The sequence below is a fragment of the Peribacillus aracenensis genome, from assembly GCF_025175645.1.
GTDB lineage: Bacteria > Bacillota > Bacilli > Bacillales > DSM-1321 > Peribacillus > Peribacillus aracenensis.
Genome location: NZ_JANZMJ010000043.1, coordinates 1 through 19182 on the forward strand (window position 1 = coordinate 1; position 19182 = coordinate 19182).

The 19182-nt window shown below is 36.7% G+C and carries 16 protein-coding genes and 1 pseudogene; 13 read left to right on the forward strand and 4 right to left on the reverse strand.

The features are described 5' to 3' along the window. Positions 1-1135: ATP-binding cassette domain-containing protein (locus tag N0M92_RS26455; protein ID WP_260288610.1), on the reverse strand; the 1135-nt coding region annotated here is incomplete at its 3' end. A gap of 349 nt (positions 1136-1484) precedes the next feature. Here N0M92_RS26455 and N0M92_RS26460 point away from each other — a divergent pair. The 8 genes from N0M92_RS26460 (at position 1485) to N0M92_RS26495 (ending at position 10411) form a co-directional block, all read left to right on the forward strand. After that, positions 1485-2075, forward strand: coding sequence for an ANTAR domain-containing response regulator (locus N0M92_RS26460; protein ID WP_063576736.1), 591 nt, complete (start codon positions 1485-1487; stop codon positions 2073-2075). 394 nt (positions 2076-2469) lie between these two features. Then, positions 2470-3414: an ABC transporter substrate-binding protein gene (locus N0M92_RS26465; RefSeq protein WP_260288611.1), complete on the forward strand. Its 945-nt coding sequence runs from the start codon at positions 2470-2472 to the stop codon at positions 3412-3414. Positions 3415-3489: 75 nt separating this feature from the next. After that, complete coding sequence (locus N0M92_RS26470) at positions 3490-4986, forward strand: sugar ABC transporter ATP-binding protein (RefSeq protein ID WP_260288612.1); 1497 nt, start codon at positions 3490-3492, stop codon at positions 4984-4986. Continuing rightward, entirely contained in the window at positions 4983-5969 is a 987-nt protein-coding gene (locus tag N0M92_RS26475) for an ABC transporter permease (protein WP_260288613.1), read from the forward strand. The genes N0M92_RS26470 and N0M92_RS26475 overlap by 4 nt, the downstream gene beginning before the upstream one ends. A gap of 81 nt (positions 5970-6050) precedes the next feature. Then, positions 6051-7127 carry an alcohol dehydrogenase catalytic domain-containing protein gene (locus N0M92_RS26480; protein WP_260288614.1) on the forward strand — a complete coding sequence of 359 codons (1077 nt, stop codon included), beginning with the start codon at positions 6051-6053 and terminating at the stop codon, positions 7125-7127. Positions 7128-7187: 60 nt separating this feature from the next. Continuing rightward, positions 7188-8729 (forward strand): FGGY-family carbohydrate kinase, encoded by a 1542-nt coding sequence (locus N0M92_RS26485; RefSeq protein ID WP_260288615.1) that lies wholly within the window; start codon positions 7188-7190, stop codon positions 8727-8729. A 148-nt stretch (positions 8730-8877) separates the two neighbouring features. Continuing rightward, a complete protein-coding gene (locus N0M92_RS26490; protein ID WP_260288616.1) occupies positions 8878-9582 on the forward strand; it encodes an L-ribulose-5-phosphate 4-epimerase in 705 nt (234 codons plus the stop codon). Positions 9583-9613: 31 nt separating this feature from the next. Next, complete coding sequence (locus tag N0M92_RS26495; RefSeq protein ID WP_260288617.1) at positions 9614-10411, forward strand: Cof-type HAD-IIB family hydrolase; 798 nt, start codon at positions 9614-9616, stop codon at positions 10409-10411. A gap of 380 nt (positions 10412-10791) precedes the next feature. Here N0M92_RS26495 and N0M92_RS26500 read toward each other — a convergent pair whose 3' ends face one another. Then, positions 10792-11619 carry a hypothetical protein gene (locus N0M92_RS26500; RefSeq protein ID WP_260288618.1) on the reverse strand — a complete coding sequence of 276 codons (828 nt, stop codon included), beginning with the start codon at positions 11617-11619 and terminating at the stop codon, positions 10792-10794. A 436-nt stretch (positions 11620-12055) separates the two neighbouring features. Here N0M92_RS26500 and N0M92_RS26505 point away from each other — a divergent pair, with 436 nt between their 5' ends. After that, on the forward strand, positions 12056-12286 hold the full coding sequence (locus tag N0M92_RS26505) for a hypothetical protein (RefSeq protein ID WP_260288619.1): 231 nt from the start codon (positions 12056-12058) through the stop codon (positions 12284-12286). Positions 12287-12970: 684 nt separating this feature from the next. Here the strand turns inward: N0M92_RS26505 and N0M92_RS26510 are convergent. Continuing rightward, a pseudogene (locus N0M92_RS26510) lies at positions 12971-13148 on the reverse strand (aldehyde dehydrogenase family protein); the annotation flags it as partial. A gap of 930 nt (positions 13149-14078) precedes the next feature. After that, positions 14079-14630 (reverse strand): helix-turn-helix domain-containing protein, encoded by a 552-nt coding sequence (locus N0M92_RS26515; protein WP_260288620.1) that lies wholly within the window; start codon positions 14628-14630, stop codon positions 14079-14081. Between the two features lie 730 nt (positions 14631-15360). Between N0M92_RS26515 and N0M92_RS26520 the strand changes: the two genes are divergently transcribed. From N0M92_RS26520 to N0M92_RS26535, 4 genes are all read left to right on the forward strand, one after another. Next, entirely contained in the window at positions 15361-15792 is a 432-nt protein-coding gene (locus N0M92_RS26520) for a MaoC/PaaZ C-terminal domain-containing protein (RefSeq protein WP_260288621.1), read from the forward strand. 5 nt (positions 15793-15797) lie between these two features. Then, complete coding sequence (locus N0M92_RS26525) at positions 15798-17108, forward strand: sigma-54 interaction domain-containing protein (RefSeq protein ID WP_260288622.1); 1311 nt, start codon at positions 15798-15800, stop codon at positions 17106-17108. 434 nt (positions 17109-17542) lie between these two features. After that, positions 17543-18697, forward strand: coding sequence for an acyl-CoA dehydrogenase family protein (locus tag N0M92_RS26530; RefSeq protein ID WP_260288623.1), 1155 nt, complete (start codon positions 17543-17545; stop codon positions 18695-18697). A gap of 16 nt (positions 18698-18713) precedes the next feature. Then, positions 18714-19181: a hotdog family protein gene (locus N0M92_RS26535; RefSeq protein WP_260288624.1), complete on the forward strand. Its 468-nt coding sequence runs from the start codon at positions 18714-18716 to the stop codon at positions 19179-19181. The last annotated feature ends 1 nt before the right edge of the window (position 19182 follow it).

Sequence of the window (19182 nt, forward strand, 5' to 3'; positions counted from 1 at the left end):
ATTGAATGATACCTGTTACTTGAGATCGAATCGAAACAGGTACACAAATAATTGTTTTTACATGATGACTCTTTTCAAACAATGAGTTGAATTCTCTATCATTTTGATTGGCATAATAGATGTCATTCCCTTTAGCAATTCTTAAAATCGCTTCTTTTGTTAATTGAGCTTTTACATCCTTATTATTTTTGAATTCAAAATCATCAATGATACTCCATGTAAACTCGTCAATTAACTTAATGGAACAAACATCAGCTTTCATTACACGAGTAACTTCCTTTGCCAGCAGTAATAATACATCTTTGAGCTCATATTCCGATGTTAGAAATTCTGCAGCTTGGAAAACGGCATCAAGCACACTTTTTATATCATTATCATTATTATTATAGCTATCGTTTTCTTTAAAATTGTAATCCTCAATCTTCCTTAACAACCTTTGTGGGTCGCTTTTTGCTATGTCAGATGACATTTCATCCGTAATGGTTCCCTTTGAAAGAATAGATATTCGGTCCGCGAGCTTTAATGCATCTTCCCATTGTTTCGTGAGATAGATAATGCTTTTGCCTTCTTCTTTAAATTGTTTAATAATATTATATAATTTCGTAGCATTTTTAGCTGAGAGCCCTTCCATAGGTTCGTGCATGATCATGACTTCTGGGTTTTGTAAAAATACGCTCGTCATATAGACAAGTCTTTTGTCTTCATCAGATAAATTTCGTACCTTGGTACGATAATCTAATTGGAAATCTAGTTTTTCTAAATTCCTTTTTGACTTACTCTTAATTTTGCCCCAATCGATAAACGGAAGAAATCTCCGTGTCGGTATATTGGTTAAATTAAGATTTTCCGCTACCGAAAAGTTGCTAATCAATAACGGTTTTTGATGTAATATGGCAATCTTATATCTAGAAAGTTTCCTATTTTTAAGAGATTGATTCTTAAACCATAATTCTCCCTGAGCATTTGAAGAATCTAGTAGATTCATTAGGGATTCGATGAAAACTTTTTGTTCAGAGCTGTTTTTGACAATTAATGCATGGATTTCTGAATAGCCTAAAGCTATATTAATATTATTTATATATCCGTCAGGACTGCTATTTGTTATGTTCTTACACTCAAAAATAAACTTCGACAAAATCCCACCGCCACCTATTTATGACTTTCCTCAAGAATAACATTTTTTTTAAAATTTCTAGATTTTCATATCCCTAATTTGTTTGGTATTCTCTATATGATAATAAATCATGTACTGAACAGCAACATACTCAGGAAGATCACCTTACCTTTTCTGAATGGGGTAATTTCTAGTTTGCTTTCGAAATGTGGGTAATTTCTGTATAAATTCGACGAAGGCATATGGATTTTTTCAAAAATGATGTTACTATAAAACAGTACATAGGGAGTAGAAACTCCAGGTCGTGCAGCAATAATAGATAGCGCTTTCATTTCGGTGTATGTACAAATATCAAATGGGGTGAGGAACAGTGACAAAATCATTGCGAATTTTGCTTGCTGAAGATGAATATTTAGTTCTAATGGGGATTAAGTCATACGTTGAAAAGCTGGGCCATCAAGTGGTAGGGGTAGCTACAGACGGGTTAAAAGCAGTGGAATTGGCGATAGAGAAAAAGCCAGATCTCATTTTAATGGATATTAATATGCCAAATCTTGATGGTATCGATGCGATTAAAAAGATAAATGAAACGTTATTTATCCCATGTATTATTATTAGTGGTTATCATGATGAAAAACTAATCAATAGAGCCGCAGAGGAAGGCGTACTTTATTATTTACTAAAGCCAATCGATATTGGAGATTTAAAAATAGCGATCAATATTAGTTTATCTAAGCTGGAAGAATTCAAGAAATTACAGGATGAGCTAAACAGTACAAAGAATGCGTTAGAAGCGCGTAAACATATTGAAAAAGCAAAAGGAATATTAATGGACAGAATGAACTTAAAAGAAGCGGAAGCGATGAAACGACTGCAAAAATTGAGCAGAGATAAAAATAAAAAATTAGTCGTCGTAGCGAAAGAACTCATTGAAGCAGATACTTTACTTCATTTTGAATAGTTTAAAATTTATACTTGACTCTTGTAATATGTGAATCTAATGTGATATAGTTAGAAAAATACAACAATTCAACCTTAACTTCTATACTTACGGTAGGTATAGAATCACTAGTAGTAAAACTTAATATTTTTAAATTTTATACTTACGGCTGGTATAAAATTTATGATGGCTACGGGTGCCTTATTTGCGTAATTTATTATGTTTTTTTGAAAACATAATGACTTGCGTATATAAGGCACCTTTTTGTATTCTTTGAAAAATGGAAGCGTGTACAGATGGCTCATTTACTATTTTGAAAGGGGTGATACGATTTTTATAAATCGCCTTTACTTGTTTATCTTTCTTAAAATGACTACTTTTTTTTAATTTAAAAAATCTAGGGGGAATATGAAAAATGAAAAAGCTGTCAAAAAATTTATTGGTACTTTTACTAGCATCCATCATGATATTTGCGGCTGGATGCTCTAGCAAAAGCAATGCTGACGGAGACAAAAAAGCAAAAACGATAAAAATCGGTATGTCTTTCCAAGAAATGAACAACCCTTACTTTATTTCCATGAAAGAAGCGTTTGAAGATGCTGCAAAAGATATTGGTGCAGAAGTAGTGATTGCGGATGCTCAACACGATGTATCCAAACAAATTAATGATATTGACGATATGATTCAAAAGAAAATTGACATTCTCTTAATCAATCCTACTGATAGTAAAGGTGCAGAAGCAGCTGTTGAGGCCGCAAAAAAAGCGGGTGTGATCGTAGTGGCAGTTGACGCACAAGCTGAAGGTCCACTTGACTCATTTGTTGGTTCTAAAAACTATGATGCAGGTTATTTAGCAGGTAAAAAAATGGCAGAGGATTTAGGAGGCAAAGGTAAAGTGGCTATCTTAGATGGTATTCCAGTTGTACCAATCCTTGAGCGTGTAAAAGGATTTAAAGCAGCCATTGCTGAGAATCCTGGAATTGAAATTGTTAACACTCAAAACGGGAAACAAGACAGAGCTGAAGCCATGAAAGTGACAGAAAATATGTTACAAGCGAATCCAGATTTAAAAGCACTATTCAGTGTGAATGATGAAGGTGCTCTAGGTTCATTAGGTGCGATCGAAGCATCTGGCAAAGATGTATCGATTTATAGTGTTGATGGTCACCCAGAAGCAATTGAAGCCATTGTAAAAGGCGGCGTATTTAAAGCAACTACCGCACAATTTCCAAGGGATCAAGTAAGAATCGCTCTTGGTATGGCGTTAGCAAAACTTTGGGGAGCTGAAGTAGTACCTACAGAAGTTCCGATTGATGTGGAATTACAAACAAAAGAAAACGCAAAAGATTTTAGCTGGTAATTCTCCCAAGCGGGCGCTTAAAACTTATGTGAAAGGCGCCCTGCTAAGTCAAGGAATAGAGGGATGGTGATTGCAGTGGATAAGGTATTAGAAATTGAGAATATAACGAAAGAGTTTCCTGGAGTTAAGGCACTTAAAGGCGTCAGTATCGATATTGAACGTGGTGAGGTTCATGCCTTGGTTGGGGAAAATGGAGCGGGAAAGTCAACATTAATGAAAATCCTTTCAGGAGTTTATACCCCTACTACCGGTAAAATTCGTTTAGACGGCAGAGAAGTAACATTCAACGATCCTAAGCAAGCACAACTATTAGGAGTAAGTATTATTCATCAAGAGTTCAGTTTAATCCCATATTTGAGTGGTGTTGATAATATTTTCTTAGGTCGTGAGATCAAGCAGGCAAATGGATTATTAGACAGAAAAAAGATGAGAAAAGAAGCAGAAGAAGTATTGCAAAGATTAAATGCAGATATTGACCTGAACAAACCTGTAGCTCATTTAAGTGTTGCTAACCAACAATTTATTGAAATTGCTAAAGCAATTGCCATTGATACGAAGGTATTAATTTTTGACGAACCAACAGCGAGCTTAACTGGAAAAGAAATTGATAAATTATTTGAGTTAATTGAGAAATTGAAAGCTGATGGTGTAACCATTATATATATTTCACATCATTTGGATGAAATCTTACACATGTGTGACCGAATGACCTGCTTACGAGATGGGGAATGGGTCGGTACAAGGACAGTAAAGGACGTTACAAAGCAAGATATTGTGAAAATGATGGTTGGCCGCGAAATTGTCAATGCCTTTCCTGAAAAACCATCCCGTGATCGCAAGGAAATGCTCTTAGAAGTGAAACGATTAAGTAATAAACATATTACCGATATTCAGTTTTCCTTGAAAAAGGGTGAAATTATTGGGATTGCTGGTCTTGTTGGATCTGGTAGAACCGAAACCGTAAGAGCCCTAATAGGTGCTGATCCTGTAAAAGACAGAGAAGTCTATATCAATCAGCAAAAGGTAGATATTAAAAACCCGACAGATGCATTAGCACGTGGTATCGCCCTCATTCCTGAAAGTAGGAAGACCCAAGGTCTCGTGCTCAATATGACGATTAAAAATAATATTAGTTTACCCATTTTAAAAGAAATAAGGAATTCTTTCGGATTTATTAGTATGAAAAAAGAAGATGCCATTATTGATCAATCGATTAAAGACTTATTAATCAAAACACCAAGTGGCAGGCAAATGGTGAAAAATTTAAGTGGTGGTAATCAACAAAAGGTCGTCTTAGCCAAATGGTTAAATACAGATTGTAAAATATTAATCTTTGATGAACCTACGCGTGGAATTGATATTGGGGCTAAGGAAGAAATTTATAAATTAATGAGAAACTTAGCAGATCAAGGACTCTCGATTATTATGATCTCTTCAGAATTACCCGAGATTTTAGGAATGAGTGATCGAATTCTCGTGATGCACAAAGGGGAAATAAAGGCAGAAATCGATGGAACAGAAGCTACGTCTGAAAAAGTAATGTACTATGCAACGGGTGGTGTTGATCAATGAGTGAATTAAATATCCAAAAATTAAATTACCAACGAAAAGCATTTAACGTAAAAGAAATGTTTAAGTACCCAGAGATGTTAACCTTAATTGGATTTTTTGTATTATGTACATTTTTTAGTTTTGCGAGTGGAGAGTTTTTATCGTCTGAAAACGTCTCGAACATTATTAGACAAGTTTCGATTAATGGTATTTTAGCTGTTGGTATGACCTTTGTCATCTTAACAGGCGGTATCGATTTGTCGGTAGGTTCTGTGATGGCGTTTACAGGTACGATCATGGTTGGTTTGATGATCAACAATGGAATGCCAGCCATCGCAGCCGTATTAATTGGGATTATTTTAGGTGCCCTGCTTGGTTATATTAATGGTTTATTTATTTCCCGTGCCAGAATTCCAGCTATTATCGTCACATTAGCGATGATGGAGGTAGCAAGGGGATTAGCTCTCTTATATACAGGAGGATACCCATTATCTGGAGTATCTAAGTCATTTACTTTTATCGGAAGAGGTTATCTGTTTGGCGTGATTCCAATGCCTGCTGTGATAATGATTCTAGTATTTATTGTTGCTTATATCATCTTAAATCATTTACCAATTGGCAGATATATTTATGCTATTGGCGGTAATGAAGAAGCAGTTAGATTATCTGGTGTGAAAGTAAAAAGAATTAAAACCTTTGTTTATTTAATCAGTGGGATTACGGCTTCCATCAGTGGCCTAATTATGACCTCAAGACTTGCTTCAGGACAGCCAATGGCCGGAGAAGGCTATGAATTAGACGCCATCGCTGCAGTCGTATTAGGTGGAACAAGTATTGCTGGTGGTCGTGGGCATATATTTGGAACCATACTTGGGGCCTTGTTATTGGGTGTGTTAAGTAATGGACTTAACTTAATGGACGTTTCACCATACGTTCAAAGAGTTCTTAAAGGAGCCATTATCGTTGGAGCCATCTATTATAGTAGTTTTCGTCAGAAAGATTAACAGTCAATTGTAAATGGGAATCAACGTTAATTTATAGGAATCAATTAATAAAAATTTTAAACATACGGGGAGATGTTGTTAATGTCAGTATTACCAGAAACGATGAAAGCTGTTGTAGCATATGGTCCAGAAGATTACCGTGTGGAGGAAGTGGCTGTACCCAAAGCAGGTAAAGATGAGGTCGTGATTAAAGTGGAAGCCTGTGGAATATGTGGAAGTGATTTAAAGGCATACCATGGATCACAAATGTATTGGGGCGGAGAAGATCCTTGGATGAAAGCACCGGTTATTCCTGGCCATGAATTCTATGGGATTGTGGCTGAATTAGGAGAAGGTGCTGCTGAAAAATATGACTTGCAGGTTGGGGATCGGATCACAACTGACCAGATTAACCCATGTGGCAAATGTAGGTTCTGCCAAACAGGAAAGTACTGGATGTGTGAGGTTCATAATATTTATGGATTCCAAAAAGGCATGGCTGAAGGCGCTTGGGCAGAATATATGAAATTTAGCAATACAGCCAGAATCTATAAAATTGGTGACAGTGTCACAGAGGAAGAAGCTGCCTTAGTCGAACCAATGGCATGTGCCGTTCATACCGTTCAACGAGCAACGATTGAATTTGAAGATGTGGTCGTTCTAGCTGGTGCAGGAACGTTAGGATTATGTATGGTCCAGCTCATTGCTTTAAAGACACCTAAGAAATTAATCGTTTTAGATACAAATGAGAAAAGATTATCCGTAGCGAAACAGCTTGGCGCACATATGGTGATTAACCCATTAAAAGAAGATGCGATCAAAATCGTCAAGGATTTAACAGAAGGTTATGGTTGTGATGTTTATATTGAAGCAACAGGACATCCAACTGGTGCCACACAAGGTTTAGAAATGATTAGAAGACTTGGCCGATTTATAGAATTTAGTGTTTTCGGCAGTGAGGTAACAACGGATTGGAGTGTGATTGGTGACAGAAAGGAACTCGATATTAGAGGCTCCCACTTAGGCCCATACACATACCCCGTTGCCATTGATTTATTTGATCGGAATTTACTTACTTCTGAAGGAATCGTCACCCATAGTTTTAAAGTCGAGGACTTTGCAGAAGCCATGGAAATGGCTCATCATCCAGAAGCGATTAAAGTATTGTTGAAGCCTTAATTAATAGAATAATAGTCCGACACGTAACGAATCAACTAGATCTCGATGAAGGGTGATAAGATGGATTACTTAATTGGTGTGGATATAGGAACCCAGGGGACAAAGGCAGTATTAATTGACCCAACTGGGAAGGTGTTAGCACATCACTATAAAGGCTATGACGTAGAAACACCAAAGCCATCCTGGGCTCAGCAGTGGCCTGAGCCTTGGGAAGAGGCGACAAATGTAACAATTAAAGCAGTGGTCGAAAAATCAAATGTTGATCCTAAGGATATTAAAGGCGTTGCGATCAGCAGTTTGTATGGAGGATCCGGAATCCCTGTTGATAAAGAGATGAAACCATTAGCTCCTTGCTTGATTTGGATGGATCGCCGAGCAGAAGAAGAAGTAAAGTGGGTAGAAGAAAATATCAACCTTAATGAATTATTTGAGGTAACGGGGAACTCCGTCAATTCCTATTTCGGCTTTACGAAAATTCTTTGGATGAAAAATCATTTACCAAAAGTATGGGATGAAATTGAATACTTTTTACCACCGGCCCCTTATATCGTCTACAAATTAACGGGAAAAGTGGCGGTTGATTATTCTTCAGCAGGAAACATCGGTGGGGTTTTTAACTTAAAGGAACGAACTTGGTCGAAAGAAATGGCTGAACAATTAGGGATTCCATTGCGATTTTTCCCTAAAAGACTCGTAGAATGTACCGAAATTGTGGGCGGAATTACCGAAGAAGCGGCCATGAAGACAGGCTTGAAGGCAGGTACCCCCGTCATTTGCGGCGGTGTCGATGCTCCTGTTGCAACAATGGGGGCGGGCGCTCTTGCTGAAGGGAACCATGTCGCCATGTTAGGGACATCCATGTGTTGGGGATTTATCACAGAAATGCCTAATTTATCTCCTAATCTAGTAAGTATGCCGCACTGTGTAGATTCCAGTGAGATCATCTATACCTTCGGAGGAGCTGCGACTGCGGGCGCTATCTTAAGATGGTTTCGAGATGTGATTGGTACAGAGGAATTAGCCGCGGAAGATAGGTTGGGGATTAACGCTTATACATTATTGGATTTACAAGCAAAAGAGATTCCAGCAGGTTCTAATGGGGTATTAGTTCTTCCCTATTTCATGGGGGAACGAAGTCCGATTTGGGATAGTAGTGCACGTGGTCTAATTCTTGGCCTAAGCATTGTTCACACTAAGGGGCATTTATATAAGGCATTCATGGAAGGTGTTGCGTATTCGCTGCGTCATAATATGGAAATGGTATTAGGAACAGATGCAAAACTAGATAAAGAACTCATTATTGTAGGTGGAGGTTCAAAATCTATGAACTGGCCGCAAATTTATGCAGATGTTACTGGATATCCCGTTCGTATTATTAAAAACGATGTAGAAGCACCTTTAGGAGATGCCGTGTTGGCGGGGATTGCAACTGGGATCATCCCAGATTCCCATGTTCTAAAAGATTGGTTGGAATTTGAAGAACCAATCCAGCCGAACCCTGAAAATACTAAAATATATGATCAGTACTATGAAGAATATAAAAAACTATATGTAAGTACAAAAGATATTATGAAGAGTGTAACCCATATCGGTCATCAATAGAATATAAGGCAATCGGACAGATTTGGAGATTCTAAGAGAAATCGAGTCCAAATCAGAGGCAACTAACGATAAAGCCTTAATAGTAACGATGCACGAAAAATAACAATCAATAAGAATACAGCCTTTCTTTTTATAAGGAGTGATTAACTTGTTAGATGAACTAAAGAAGAAGGTTTTAGAAGCAAATCTAGAGCTTCCAAAGAGAAATTTAGTTATATATTCGTGGGGAAACGTGAGTGGAATCGATCGTGAGCGAGGGCTTGTTGTTATTAAACCAAGCGGTGTTCCCTATGAACAGTTAAAAGCAGGGGATCTTCCTGTCGTTGATTTAGATGGAAATATGGTTGAAGGCGACTTAAATCCTTCATCAGATACAGCGACCCATTTAGAGTTATATAAAGCATTTCCTAAAATCGGCGGAGTCGTACATACTCATTCTCCTTGGTGTACGAAATGGGCACAAGCAGGAAGAGCCATTCCTTCTTTTGGAACAACCCATGCAGATTATTTTTATGGGGAAATCCCTTGTACTAGAAAATTAACACCGTTTGAAATTGCTAATCTCTATGAAAAGAACACAGGCAAGGTCATTATTGATACATTCAAAGATTTAAACCCTAGTTTTATTCCAGGTGTTATTGTAAATAGTCACGGACCTTTTAATTGGGGAAAAGACCCTTTAAAAGCTGTTGAAAATGCAGTCATCATGGAGGAAATCGCGAAATTAGCTTATTATACCCAAAGTTTGTCGCCTCAAATTAATTCAATTGATGATCATCTACTAGATAAACACTTTTTAAGAAAACATGGGAAAAATGCGTATTATGGTCAAATTCAAAATGTGAAGAACTAAAAATAGGGAAACTAGAGTAAGGGTTGATATGATGCAGTATAAATTGGTAGTACTTGATATGGATGGGACCTTACTGAACAATGAGCACCATGTGTCGAATGCTAATAAAGAAGTCATTCATAGGCTGAAAAGAGAGGGGACCAGCGTTGTATTGGCAAGTGGAAGGCCTTATGAATCAATCTATCCTTATGTGAAAGATTTAAATATTGATTTACCCATCATTGCAGCAAATGGTGCCTTAATTAAAAGTCCTTTAACAAGCGAGGTATATTACTCTTCAGGTTTACCTATCAATTTAGCAGAAGAAATAATAGAATACGGACAAGAAAATCAATTTCCTATAAGTCTATATCTTGAGGGCGAAGTTCACACCTTTAACGAAAGTATGGTAAAGGTACATTGGGAACTTGAAAAAATAAATGCAAGACTCATAGACAAATTTGTGGGTAATAGAGACTTATTTAAAATCATTTATGCAAATACTCCACAAAAAATCGAAGAAGCTTACATACATTTAGAGCAAAAGTATAAAGAGAAATTATATATTACCCGCTCCGATGCTATCTATTTAGATGTAATGAATATTAACGCATCTAAAGGAAAGGCACTCTATAAGCTTATGGATATGCTGCAGATTTCTTCTCATGAGGTGCTCGTTGTGGGGAATAGTTTTAATGATATAGCCATGTTTGAAGTTGCTGGTCTAGCAATAGCCATGGACAATTCCCCTCAAGAAGTAAAGGATGCAGCGAATTTTGTTACTAAGTCAAATAACGACGATGGCGTTGCCTATGCGTTAGATCGATATATAAACAATGTGAAGGTATAAGACCATGAGAGACCATGGGAACGGTTCTTATAGGGGACAATCAGAAGTTTTGCGCGCAAAAAGGCACTACTAGTGGATTTTCAGCTAGTTTGCCTTTATTCTATCTTAGGCCTGACACGACCTAAAAAAGAAAATTGTACGTCAAGGAAATATTTTACATAAAAAAATCCGATTCTCGTGTATTTAAAGAATCGGATTTTTATTACTTTCTTTTTATTTTAGTTTCTAATAATGGACGTAAATTTTCAAAATTAATCTTTTGATTTAAGTTCCAAACATAATCGCCTATAAGTTAAGAAAAACAGAAGAGAATACCTTCTGTTTTTTCTTTTGGTTCTGTTAAGGTTTATGGTGTTAATTAGGCATGAAAAAAAGAGGACCTAAAACACGTATAATCTACCGACTTCATCATTTAAACCTAATTTAATCATTTCATTAATGATCAATTCTTTTAACTCTATCTCATCTGAAATTAAATAAGTAAATTGAGCATCTCTGATGAAAGCTAGTTTACTTTCTATAGTTGCCGAATTAAAAAAAGATTTCACTTCTTCCAAGTTAATCTTCATATCTTTTTCAAGTTTGTATAGGATATGGTTGCTCGTAACGCTTTCTACAGGTATTATGCCTAACCCATCAAGAGTAGGTAAAATGGTTTGTTGCTCTCTTTCTGTCCTTACTTTTCTTTCCACATAATGATAGACATCCTCTATTAGTTCGCTTCCCAATGTCGCTATTATCTTTTCCACTACATAGTTTGCGTTTTCTTCAAATTCCTCATCTTCAGGTTCTACTTGTTTTAGTTCTTTGAGCAGACGAATATATTGTCCCTCTTCTTCTAGGATATTGAAGTTAGAAATGGTTAAGGCATCTTTCATAGTACAAACCAAGTTAACAAACTCCCTAATATTCCTTGCTACAATCTTTATATGTGAATCAAAATCCATTGGACTAATACATACAACAAAAGCATTCTCTAAATCAGATACTGTTCCGAAGTCAGTTAGAAATCCGAAATGTATGCCGTCACAGCCCGTACTAGCAAATGTAATGACATCATAGGGAGTATTTTCATAAGGGGAGAAGTCAAACTCTAAAAAAAAGGATAAGTCACCTAAGGAGTATCCTTCTTTTTCAATGTCCTTCTCCAATTTATTGAGTTTTTCAATTGTTGGTGGCATTTTCAAATACTTTCCGAGATAACCCATTTTTTCTCCTTTAATATTCTGCCTTGTTAGATGATTTAAGAATAACTCATTTGCTAAATTTCAACAATTGTAAACTAACCAGGGGGAAATAAGTTGAATCATTTTTATTTTTTTGTTTGTTTGTCTCTTTTAAAGTTAGTAGTTTCCTGTTTTTTCGAACAGGTATTTTCAGAAACTAACATACCGACTTGATGTTTTTAATAATAATCACTTTAAGCATAGAATGTTCTTTTTTATAACATACTAAGAAAAAATGAAATCCAAACTATAGTAGAAATTGCGGAAACACTAATTAGTATTTCCGCATTTTTTAGCGATTTATCTAACTATAAAGGTAGGGTGGATCAAAGAGAGGTTTTAAACACTTATTTAGAGTCATACATCCGCACTTTAATTACACTTGTCAAATTCCTAATCTCAGACCACTAGGGGTCAGTTGGACATCAAAACAGCTGAATATAACGCAAAGGTTAAAGAGCTTGCTGCAGCTAACAATACAATTAAAAACTTGAATACTTCACTTAAATATGCGGAAGAAAAGGATGGACAAGCTGATAAATTAGTCGCTGAACTTGAAAAAGAAATTCAAAAGGCTAATAAAGAAGTGGAGAAACATGACAAAGAGGTGAAAAACCAAAAACTAAAACTGAGGCTGCTGAACCAATGACAAAAGGAGAAGTGGATGCAATAGATATCACTATAGATAAAGCAGATACACCATCAACAGAAGATGTACTATAATTAAAAATATCAATTAGTGTAAAATTCTTTTGTCTCAAAAATTAAGAATACTAGTGGCAATGAGATACTAATAAAAAAAGCCTCTAAGATATACCTAGAATTTTTTTCTGTCTACGGAGTCTTGGAAAAACCGTTCCTATAATTTATCTTATGTTAATTAATAAAATTGTAAACTACGAAAAGGGCAATCTATTGACTACCCTTGGAGGAGAGACTGCCACTACATCCTTTTTTCCACCCTTACGTAAAACATATATTTGTTTTTCCTCGAAGTCCAAGTCTCGTAGCCTTAAGTTGGATAACTCATTCCCGCTGATGCCACTTCCTAAGAAGAGTGATAAGAGTTATATTCTTTTTCTGAATTCACACCCTTTCATCCTATTTATTTGATAATTTAGGGAGAGAATGGATGTAAAAGGGATAAGTTTATGACAGCTATTATAAGCCTTATTTTTTTATTTATGCAGGTTTTTATACATCCTTGATTTAGCAAGCTTTGTTCTATTTTCCACTATAAGTTTTTGAGGGTTCGTTTTTTAATTAGGTTTAGTTCTTGAGAACATCATTAATAGCTAGAACATATCTGGTATATATTCTTCTAAACAATCATTTATGCCTTTACAAAAACGGTTTTAATAGAGGTGAAAAACTCAATTGCAGCTTCTCCGCGCACGAGAGTGGGAGCTAGATTGTTTCATTCCCCCGAATGGGGCTTGCAGTTCAACTCCCGCAGATTCAGCATTAATACGTACGAGACCAGCATCCATCTCATTAATAAAAGAGAGCATGTGTAGATAATGGTCCTTTTGCTGAACAAGTTCATAAAGGGAATAGATAAAAGATATGAAATCGTCCAGATTTAATTAAAGACGAATGAACCATTATCCATAAAACAAAAGTTAATTCCGCTGTAGAACGAATCTAAGCATGAAAAATTAGAAATATAAAGTTAATATTTACTTTATGAAGGATTTTTGAAAAATGGATTAACTTATTAAATTTCCAACTACATTGGCTCTTCCAAAAGCAGATGACTTAAATGTTGTGATTTAATCTCTCTTTTTAGTTGTCTACCTGTAGGGGATCATATCAGTATTCACCTACATAGGGTGTGTTTTTATTTAAGCCTGTTGATAAGAAACCTTCCCCATGATTAGCGCGCAATCAAGTACCGGCGTAGCGATTGCTGATATGACAAAGGGTTACTGGAAGAAAAAATTCAGGACGTGTAAAGCCTATCTGAAAAACCAAAAATTAAACATATAACCGAACCGCTATGCCTTTCCATTCCATCCCTATCCGGAGGCGTCCAAAACAAATAGTTGTTTTGGAGTGCCAAAGAGGGTTTTGGGTATGGTGAGCCTATCAACTCCATAAATTCCTTCCACTACGTTACAATCAGCCATTTACCGTTGACAGGGGCGTATTTATTAAATTTCTTTTACAATTATAGAAATTGTAACGCGGCACTACCCCTATATCCGCATGAAGTCAAAAACATCACTTTCAAGGTGTCGATCATATGATCAAAAAAGGACAAACTATCCAAGGGGAGAAGTCTGTATGAAATCAGTTAATCTTATTCATTGCTATTTGGTCTCTCAGCATAAAAGAAGCCTCCGTTAGGAATCTAATCATTTTTATTTTCCTCACAATATGTTTACACCAAAATCCTCATAATTTATTTCAATGTACGTTTAAGCTGCTAGAAAAAATTTTCAGTGGATGGTATAAAAGATTACTTGATTACATTCACACACTTCATCACCCAGATTTTGATATACCTGATTAGTGGCCGGAGAGAATGAGATGGCATCTCCTTTCTGTAAGGTGCAACTTTCCCCGCTTATCTCTATAGTTAAAGTGCCGGAATGGACTGTTATAGATTTTAGTCCCTCTATAGGAGAGGACAAATGTGTACAGCCTGGTAGCAAGCGAATACGATATGTTTCAAACGGCACACCTGGTGAGGCAAATGTATTATGAGCTTCAAAAAGGTCGTTATATTCTTGAAACTTTGGTTGTTCCTCTTCTCGAAGAATTTTAATAGAAGGATTTCTTACAAGAAATGAACCGAATGGAATTTGTAGTCCAGCAGCTATTTTCCACAGTATAGCCACAGTTGGATTGGAGCTGCCCCGTTCAATTTGCCCGAGCATAGGTTTACTAACACCAGTCAGACTAGCAAGGTCGTCCAAGGATAATTGACGTTGTTGGCGATAAAAACGTAAACGTTGACCAATTTGAATTGATAAAGATTTTTTTTCCATATATAGCCCTCCGCGTCTTGATAGGTATGCATTGTATGTTATATGATATATTAAAGGTGTTATAAAATACAAAATGAAAGGTCATTCAAAATTACTTTTATCTAGCTTAGCATAAGCACCACTATTATAAGATAATCTATTTACACTGCGATTGGTATGTTATTTAAAGTGAATATCCTACTTATAAATACGCTTTGCTAACTTTATATGCATCCAATCTACTATTTACATAATGAAGTCAAAAAATCAGCCGATAATTATCACAAAATTCAATCAATATATTTCGTGCTTATGTTGTCAATCCGGTGACAGCAAATCACCTTGCTTCATGGCCTTTTGTGTAAGTTTACATTAATTAAAATAGGAGTGACCAAATAATGAATACATATTTAATTGCTGGGCATGTAAGGCTTTAACAAGGTATGATAGCTAAAAATGTATTTGTTTCCATCATGATTGCATTGGAACAAGACTTTAAGTACGGAGTCATTGTCTAAAAGATGGTATTGATGAATTAATTGATCAGGTACAGAAATAGTTCTTGGGAAAACAGGCCCTTGAATATAAGCGGGCCTGAAAGATGAATTGGACAGTTCGAAATAAAATGAAATCGAATAGATTTTGCCGAAGACAACCCGGTATGTCTATTTCCTGTATGGGAGTGTATTCTTGCATTTGTACCTTTAATATATATAAGAATCAGAATATTCATACTAAGGTGGTCTGAACCATGAGTTATACAATTACGGAGTTGTTTATAGGACAAATTGCGCGTTTGCAACGTACATTTACTGAACAGGACGTAAGATCTTGCAAGGAATTAACTAGAGACCATAGCCCTGTATACGGACTGAATGAAGACATATGGAAAAGTTATTATAGTCAACCAATTGTTCCGGGCCTGATGACAGAAGGGTTAATTACTCAAGTCATTAGTGAAAAACTTCCTGGAAGTGCTTGTATTTTGCTGCAAAAGGAATTGGTTTTTTATCATCCCGTGTATGTAGGAGACGTTATTACAGTCGAGTTGGAGATTATTGATTTAAATTTAAAGAGAAACTGGGTTACCCAAAAGGTTACTGCTTACAATCAGGCTGGTAATGAAGTGATCAAAGGACAAGTTGTCATTTTTGTTTTATCCAATGAGAAAATGGATAGGTGATTAAAATGAAGAAACTTAATCTGAAAGACCAAACCGAAGACTGGGGTTTTATTGAAGTTGATGCAGGCGGAATATTGATCGATATTAGTTCGGATTTTTGTCGGAATTTTTTGATTAATAAAAAAGATTGGTTAGGAGTTTATGCGAAGAAAGTTATCCAAAGAACACATTACGGTAAGCATGCAAAGGTATTATTTGGAGTCGTTTTTGGATATTCATGCTTAATTAGAGTATTGAAAATGAATGAACATAAGATTTATCGGGTGATTGTACGTCAAGAGGATGTTAATCAGTATGAAATGATTTCGTTTATGAATTCTCTGGATACCTTAAAAACGAAGAAAAGGTCAACAGGTCAAAATCGATACAGCTTTGAGGAAATTATCGGTGAAAGTTCGGCGATTGAGGAGATTAAAGAGTTGGCAGCCCGTATCGCAACAAGTAATTCTACTGTTTTGTTGACGGGAGAAAGCGGAACAGGGAAGGAATTGTTTGCTCAAGCGATACACGGATTAAGCACGAGAAAAAATAACCCTTTTGTGGCGGTAAATTGTGCTGCCATCCCGGATGAATTATTTGAATCGGAAGTTTTCGGATATGAGGCAGGAGCGTTTAGTGGTGCGAAAAAGGAAGGCAAACCAGGGAAAATCGAGATGGCCCAGCATGGTACTCTTTTTCTGGATGAAATATCAGAACTCCCATACCAAGCCCAAGGAAAACTTCTTCGTGTTTTACAGGAAAGAGAAGTGGAACGACTCGGTGGAACAGGGAGTAAAAATGTCGATATTCGGATTATCGCTGCAACGAACCGGGATTTGAGAACGCTTGTTCAGGAAGGGAAGTTCAGGCAGGATTTATTTTACCGATTATATGTCTTTGATTTGAAGATTCCTTCACTTCGGCAAAGGAAAGAAGATATTATTCCATTAGCTCAGTTTTTCATTGAATATTTTAATGAGAAATTTGGTGCTCACGTAAAGTATATTGATTCTAAGCTACAAGAGAGGTTAATAAGTTATGAGTGGCCGGGGAATGTACGTGAATTAAAAGCCTATATTGAACGCGGAATGAATTTGGTCTTGGGAGATACTCTCACGTTAGACGATTTACGTATTTCACCTAATGTGTCTTCAGATGTAATAAAAAGAACTCTGACTCCCATTCAAAGTTTAGAGGAGGAAGTGAAGTGTACGGAAATCAACGTAATTCAACGTGCATTACAAGAAGCGAATGGTGACCGAACATTGGCTGCACAAAAGCTAAAAATTCATCTTGCTAGCCTTTACCGTAAAATTGCAAAGTACAATCTAAAATAATACGTTTAAGAGGATGTAAAAGGTATAAAAAACATATTTTTTAGTCTTTCTCCTGAAGGACCCGGCATGAAAATCCAGCAAAATCAAAGGATTTCGTGACGGGTCTTTTCATTTTGGTGATTGATTTGAGTCTTATGAGACAGTCTTTTTATATTCGTCATTGTAGTTATGACCATACTTAGTTTGCTTTAACAGTCTGTAAATGTCTGAATGGTTTAACTTACTAAGGGTGGAGGGATGTGAAAATCCAATACTGATAGAATGTCACGTTATCTTCTATATTGAGCTTGCTGGTTTCTTTTCGCAAATGTACTTAGCAAATTTGCGAACGATATCACTTTTGCGAACTGGAAATGAGGAAGGAATGCTGTTTCTCCAGGGAAACAAGTTGGCACGGAACTTGCAATACTAAATAGGCAAAGGGAGGAATTACATTGTTAAACTTTTCATTTACAGAAGAACAGGATTATTTTCGCAAGATGCTAAAAGAATTTGCGAAGGAGGAGCTGCTTCCCAATTATACAAAATGGGATAGAGAGGGGATTACGCCAAGACATTTATGGAAGAAGCTTGGTGAGTTAGGTGTCAATGGGCTGCGAATTCCGGAAGAGTATGGTGGAACCGGTGCAGATTGCGTGACAACTGGAATAGCTGCCGAAGAAATTGGACGAGGTGATTTCAACCTTACTTATTCTGTCATGTTGAATGGATTAATTGGAGAAATTATTAATAATCATGCACGTGAAGAGCTAAAACAGGAATGGCTGCCAAAGATAGCTAGCGGAGATGCAATCGTGGGCATTGCCATTACAGAGCCTTCAGCCGGAACAGATGCCGGTGGGATTAAGACAACGGCTGTACATAAAGGAAATGTGTTTGTTCTAAATGGTGAGAAATCGGGAATCAGTGTGGCCACTGTTGGTGATGCCTTTATCATATTTGCAAAAACTGACACAGAACTAGGGAATCGTGGAATTAGTGCATTTATTGTTCCGGCAAATCTCTCTGGAGTCGAATGCAAAGGTTATGAAGATATGGGGAATATTCCGATTAGTCGAGGTTCCATTTACTTAAATGATGTAGAAGTCCCCGAAGAGAATTTGATTGGCATGGAGAATAAAGGGTTTGCCCAAGTGATGAACGGATTTGATCTTAGCCGCTTGTTAATCGGCTTACAATGTGTCGGTGCAGCCTTCCAAAGTATTGATGAAACGATAGAACATGTGAAAAATAGACACTCTTTCGGGAAGCCGTTAGCAACCTATCAAGGGGTACAATTCCCGATCGTTACTCACTATACACAGCTTGAGCTTGTGAAGTGGCAGGCTTATCGAGGACTTTGGCTCCGAGATCAAGGCTTGAGGCATTCCAAGGAATCGGCTTCGGTTAAGTGGTTAGGCCCTAAATATAGTGTGGAAGCGATTCATGAATGTTTATTATTGAACGGTCACTATGCCTATACGAAGGAAATGCCGCTTGAGCAACGTTTACGTGATGTGATTGGCTTAGAAATAGGCGATGGGACAGCGCAAGCGAACCAAATGGTCATCGCCAAAGATATTATCGGAAAAGAATTCCGTTCTTATTAAATAAAGGACTGTTTTTATGGGAATGATAGATTGCTATTTTATCGGTCAAATCGCAAGAATGCAGAGGACATTTACTGAAGGCGATGTGGAACGATGGAGTTTGTTTACCGGTCATATCACCAAAGTGAAAAGGACCTTTGCTGAGGATGACACTGAGCGTTGGAATTTGTTGACAAAGGAATTAAATGAGCGAATTGAACATGAGATTTCCATCCAGGATGTAAGTCAACCTTTTGTGCCTGGAATTTTAAGTGAGGGACTGATAACAGAAGCAATCAGCAAGGTATTGCCAGGCGCACCATGTGTCATTATGCAAAAGGAAATGGTGTTCTTACAGCCTGTTTATGTAAGTAACACGGTAACGGCTGAAGTGGAAATTATCGATGTCAATGTTAAGCGAAATTGGATTACAGAAAAGGTTCGTTGTTTCAATGAACTTGGAATTGAATTGATTAAAGGACAAATTATCCTGAAACTACTATAAA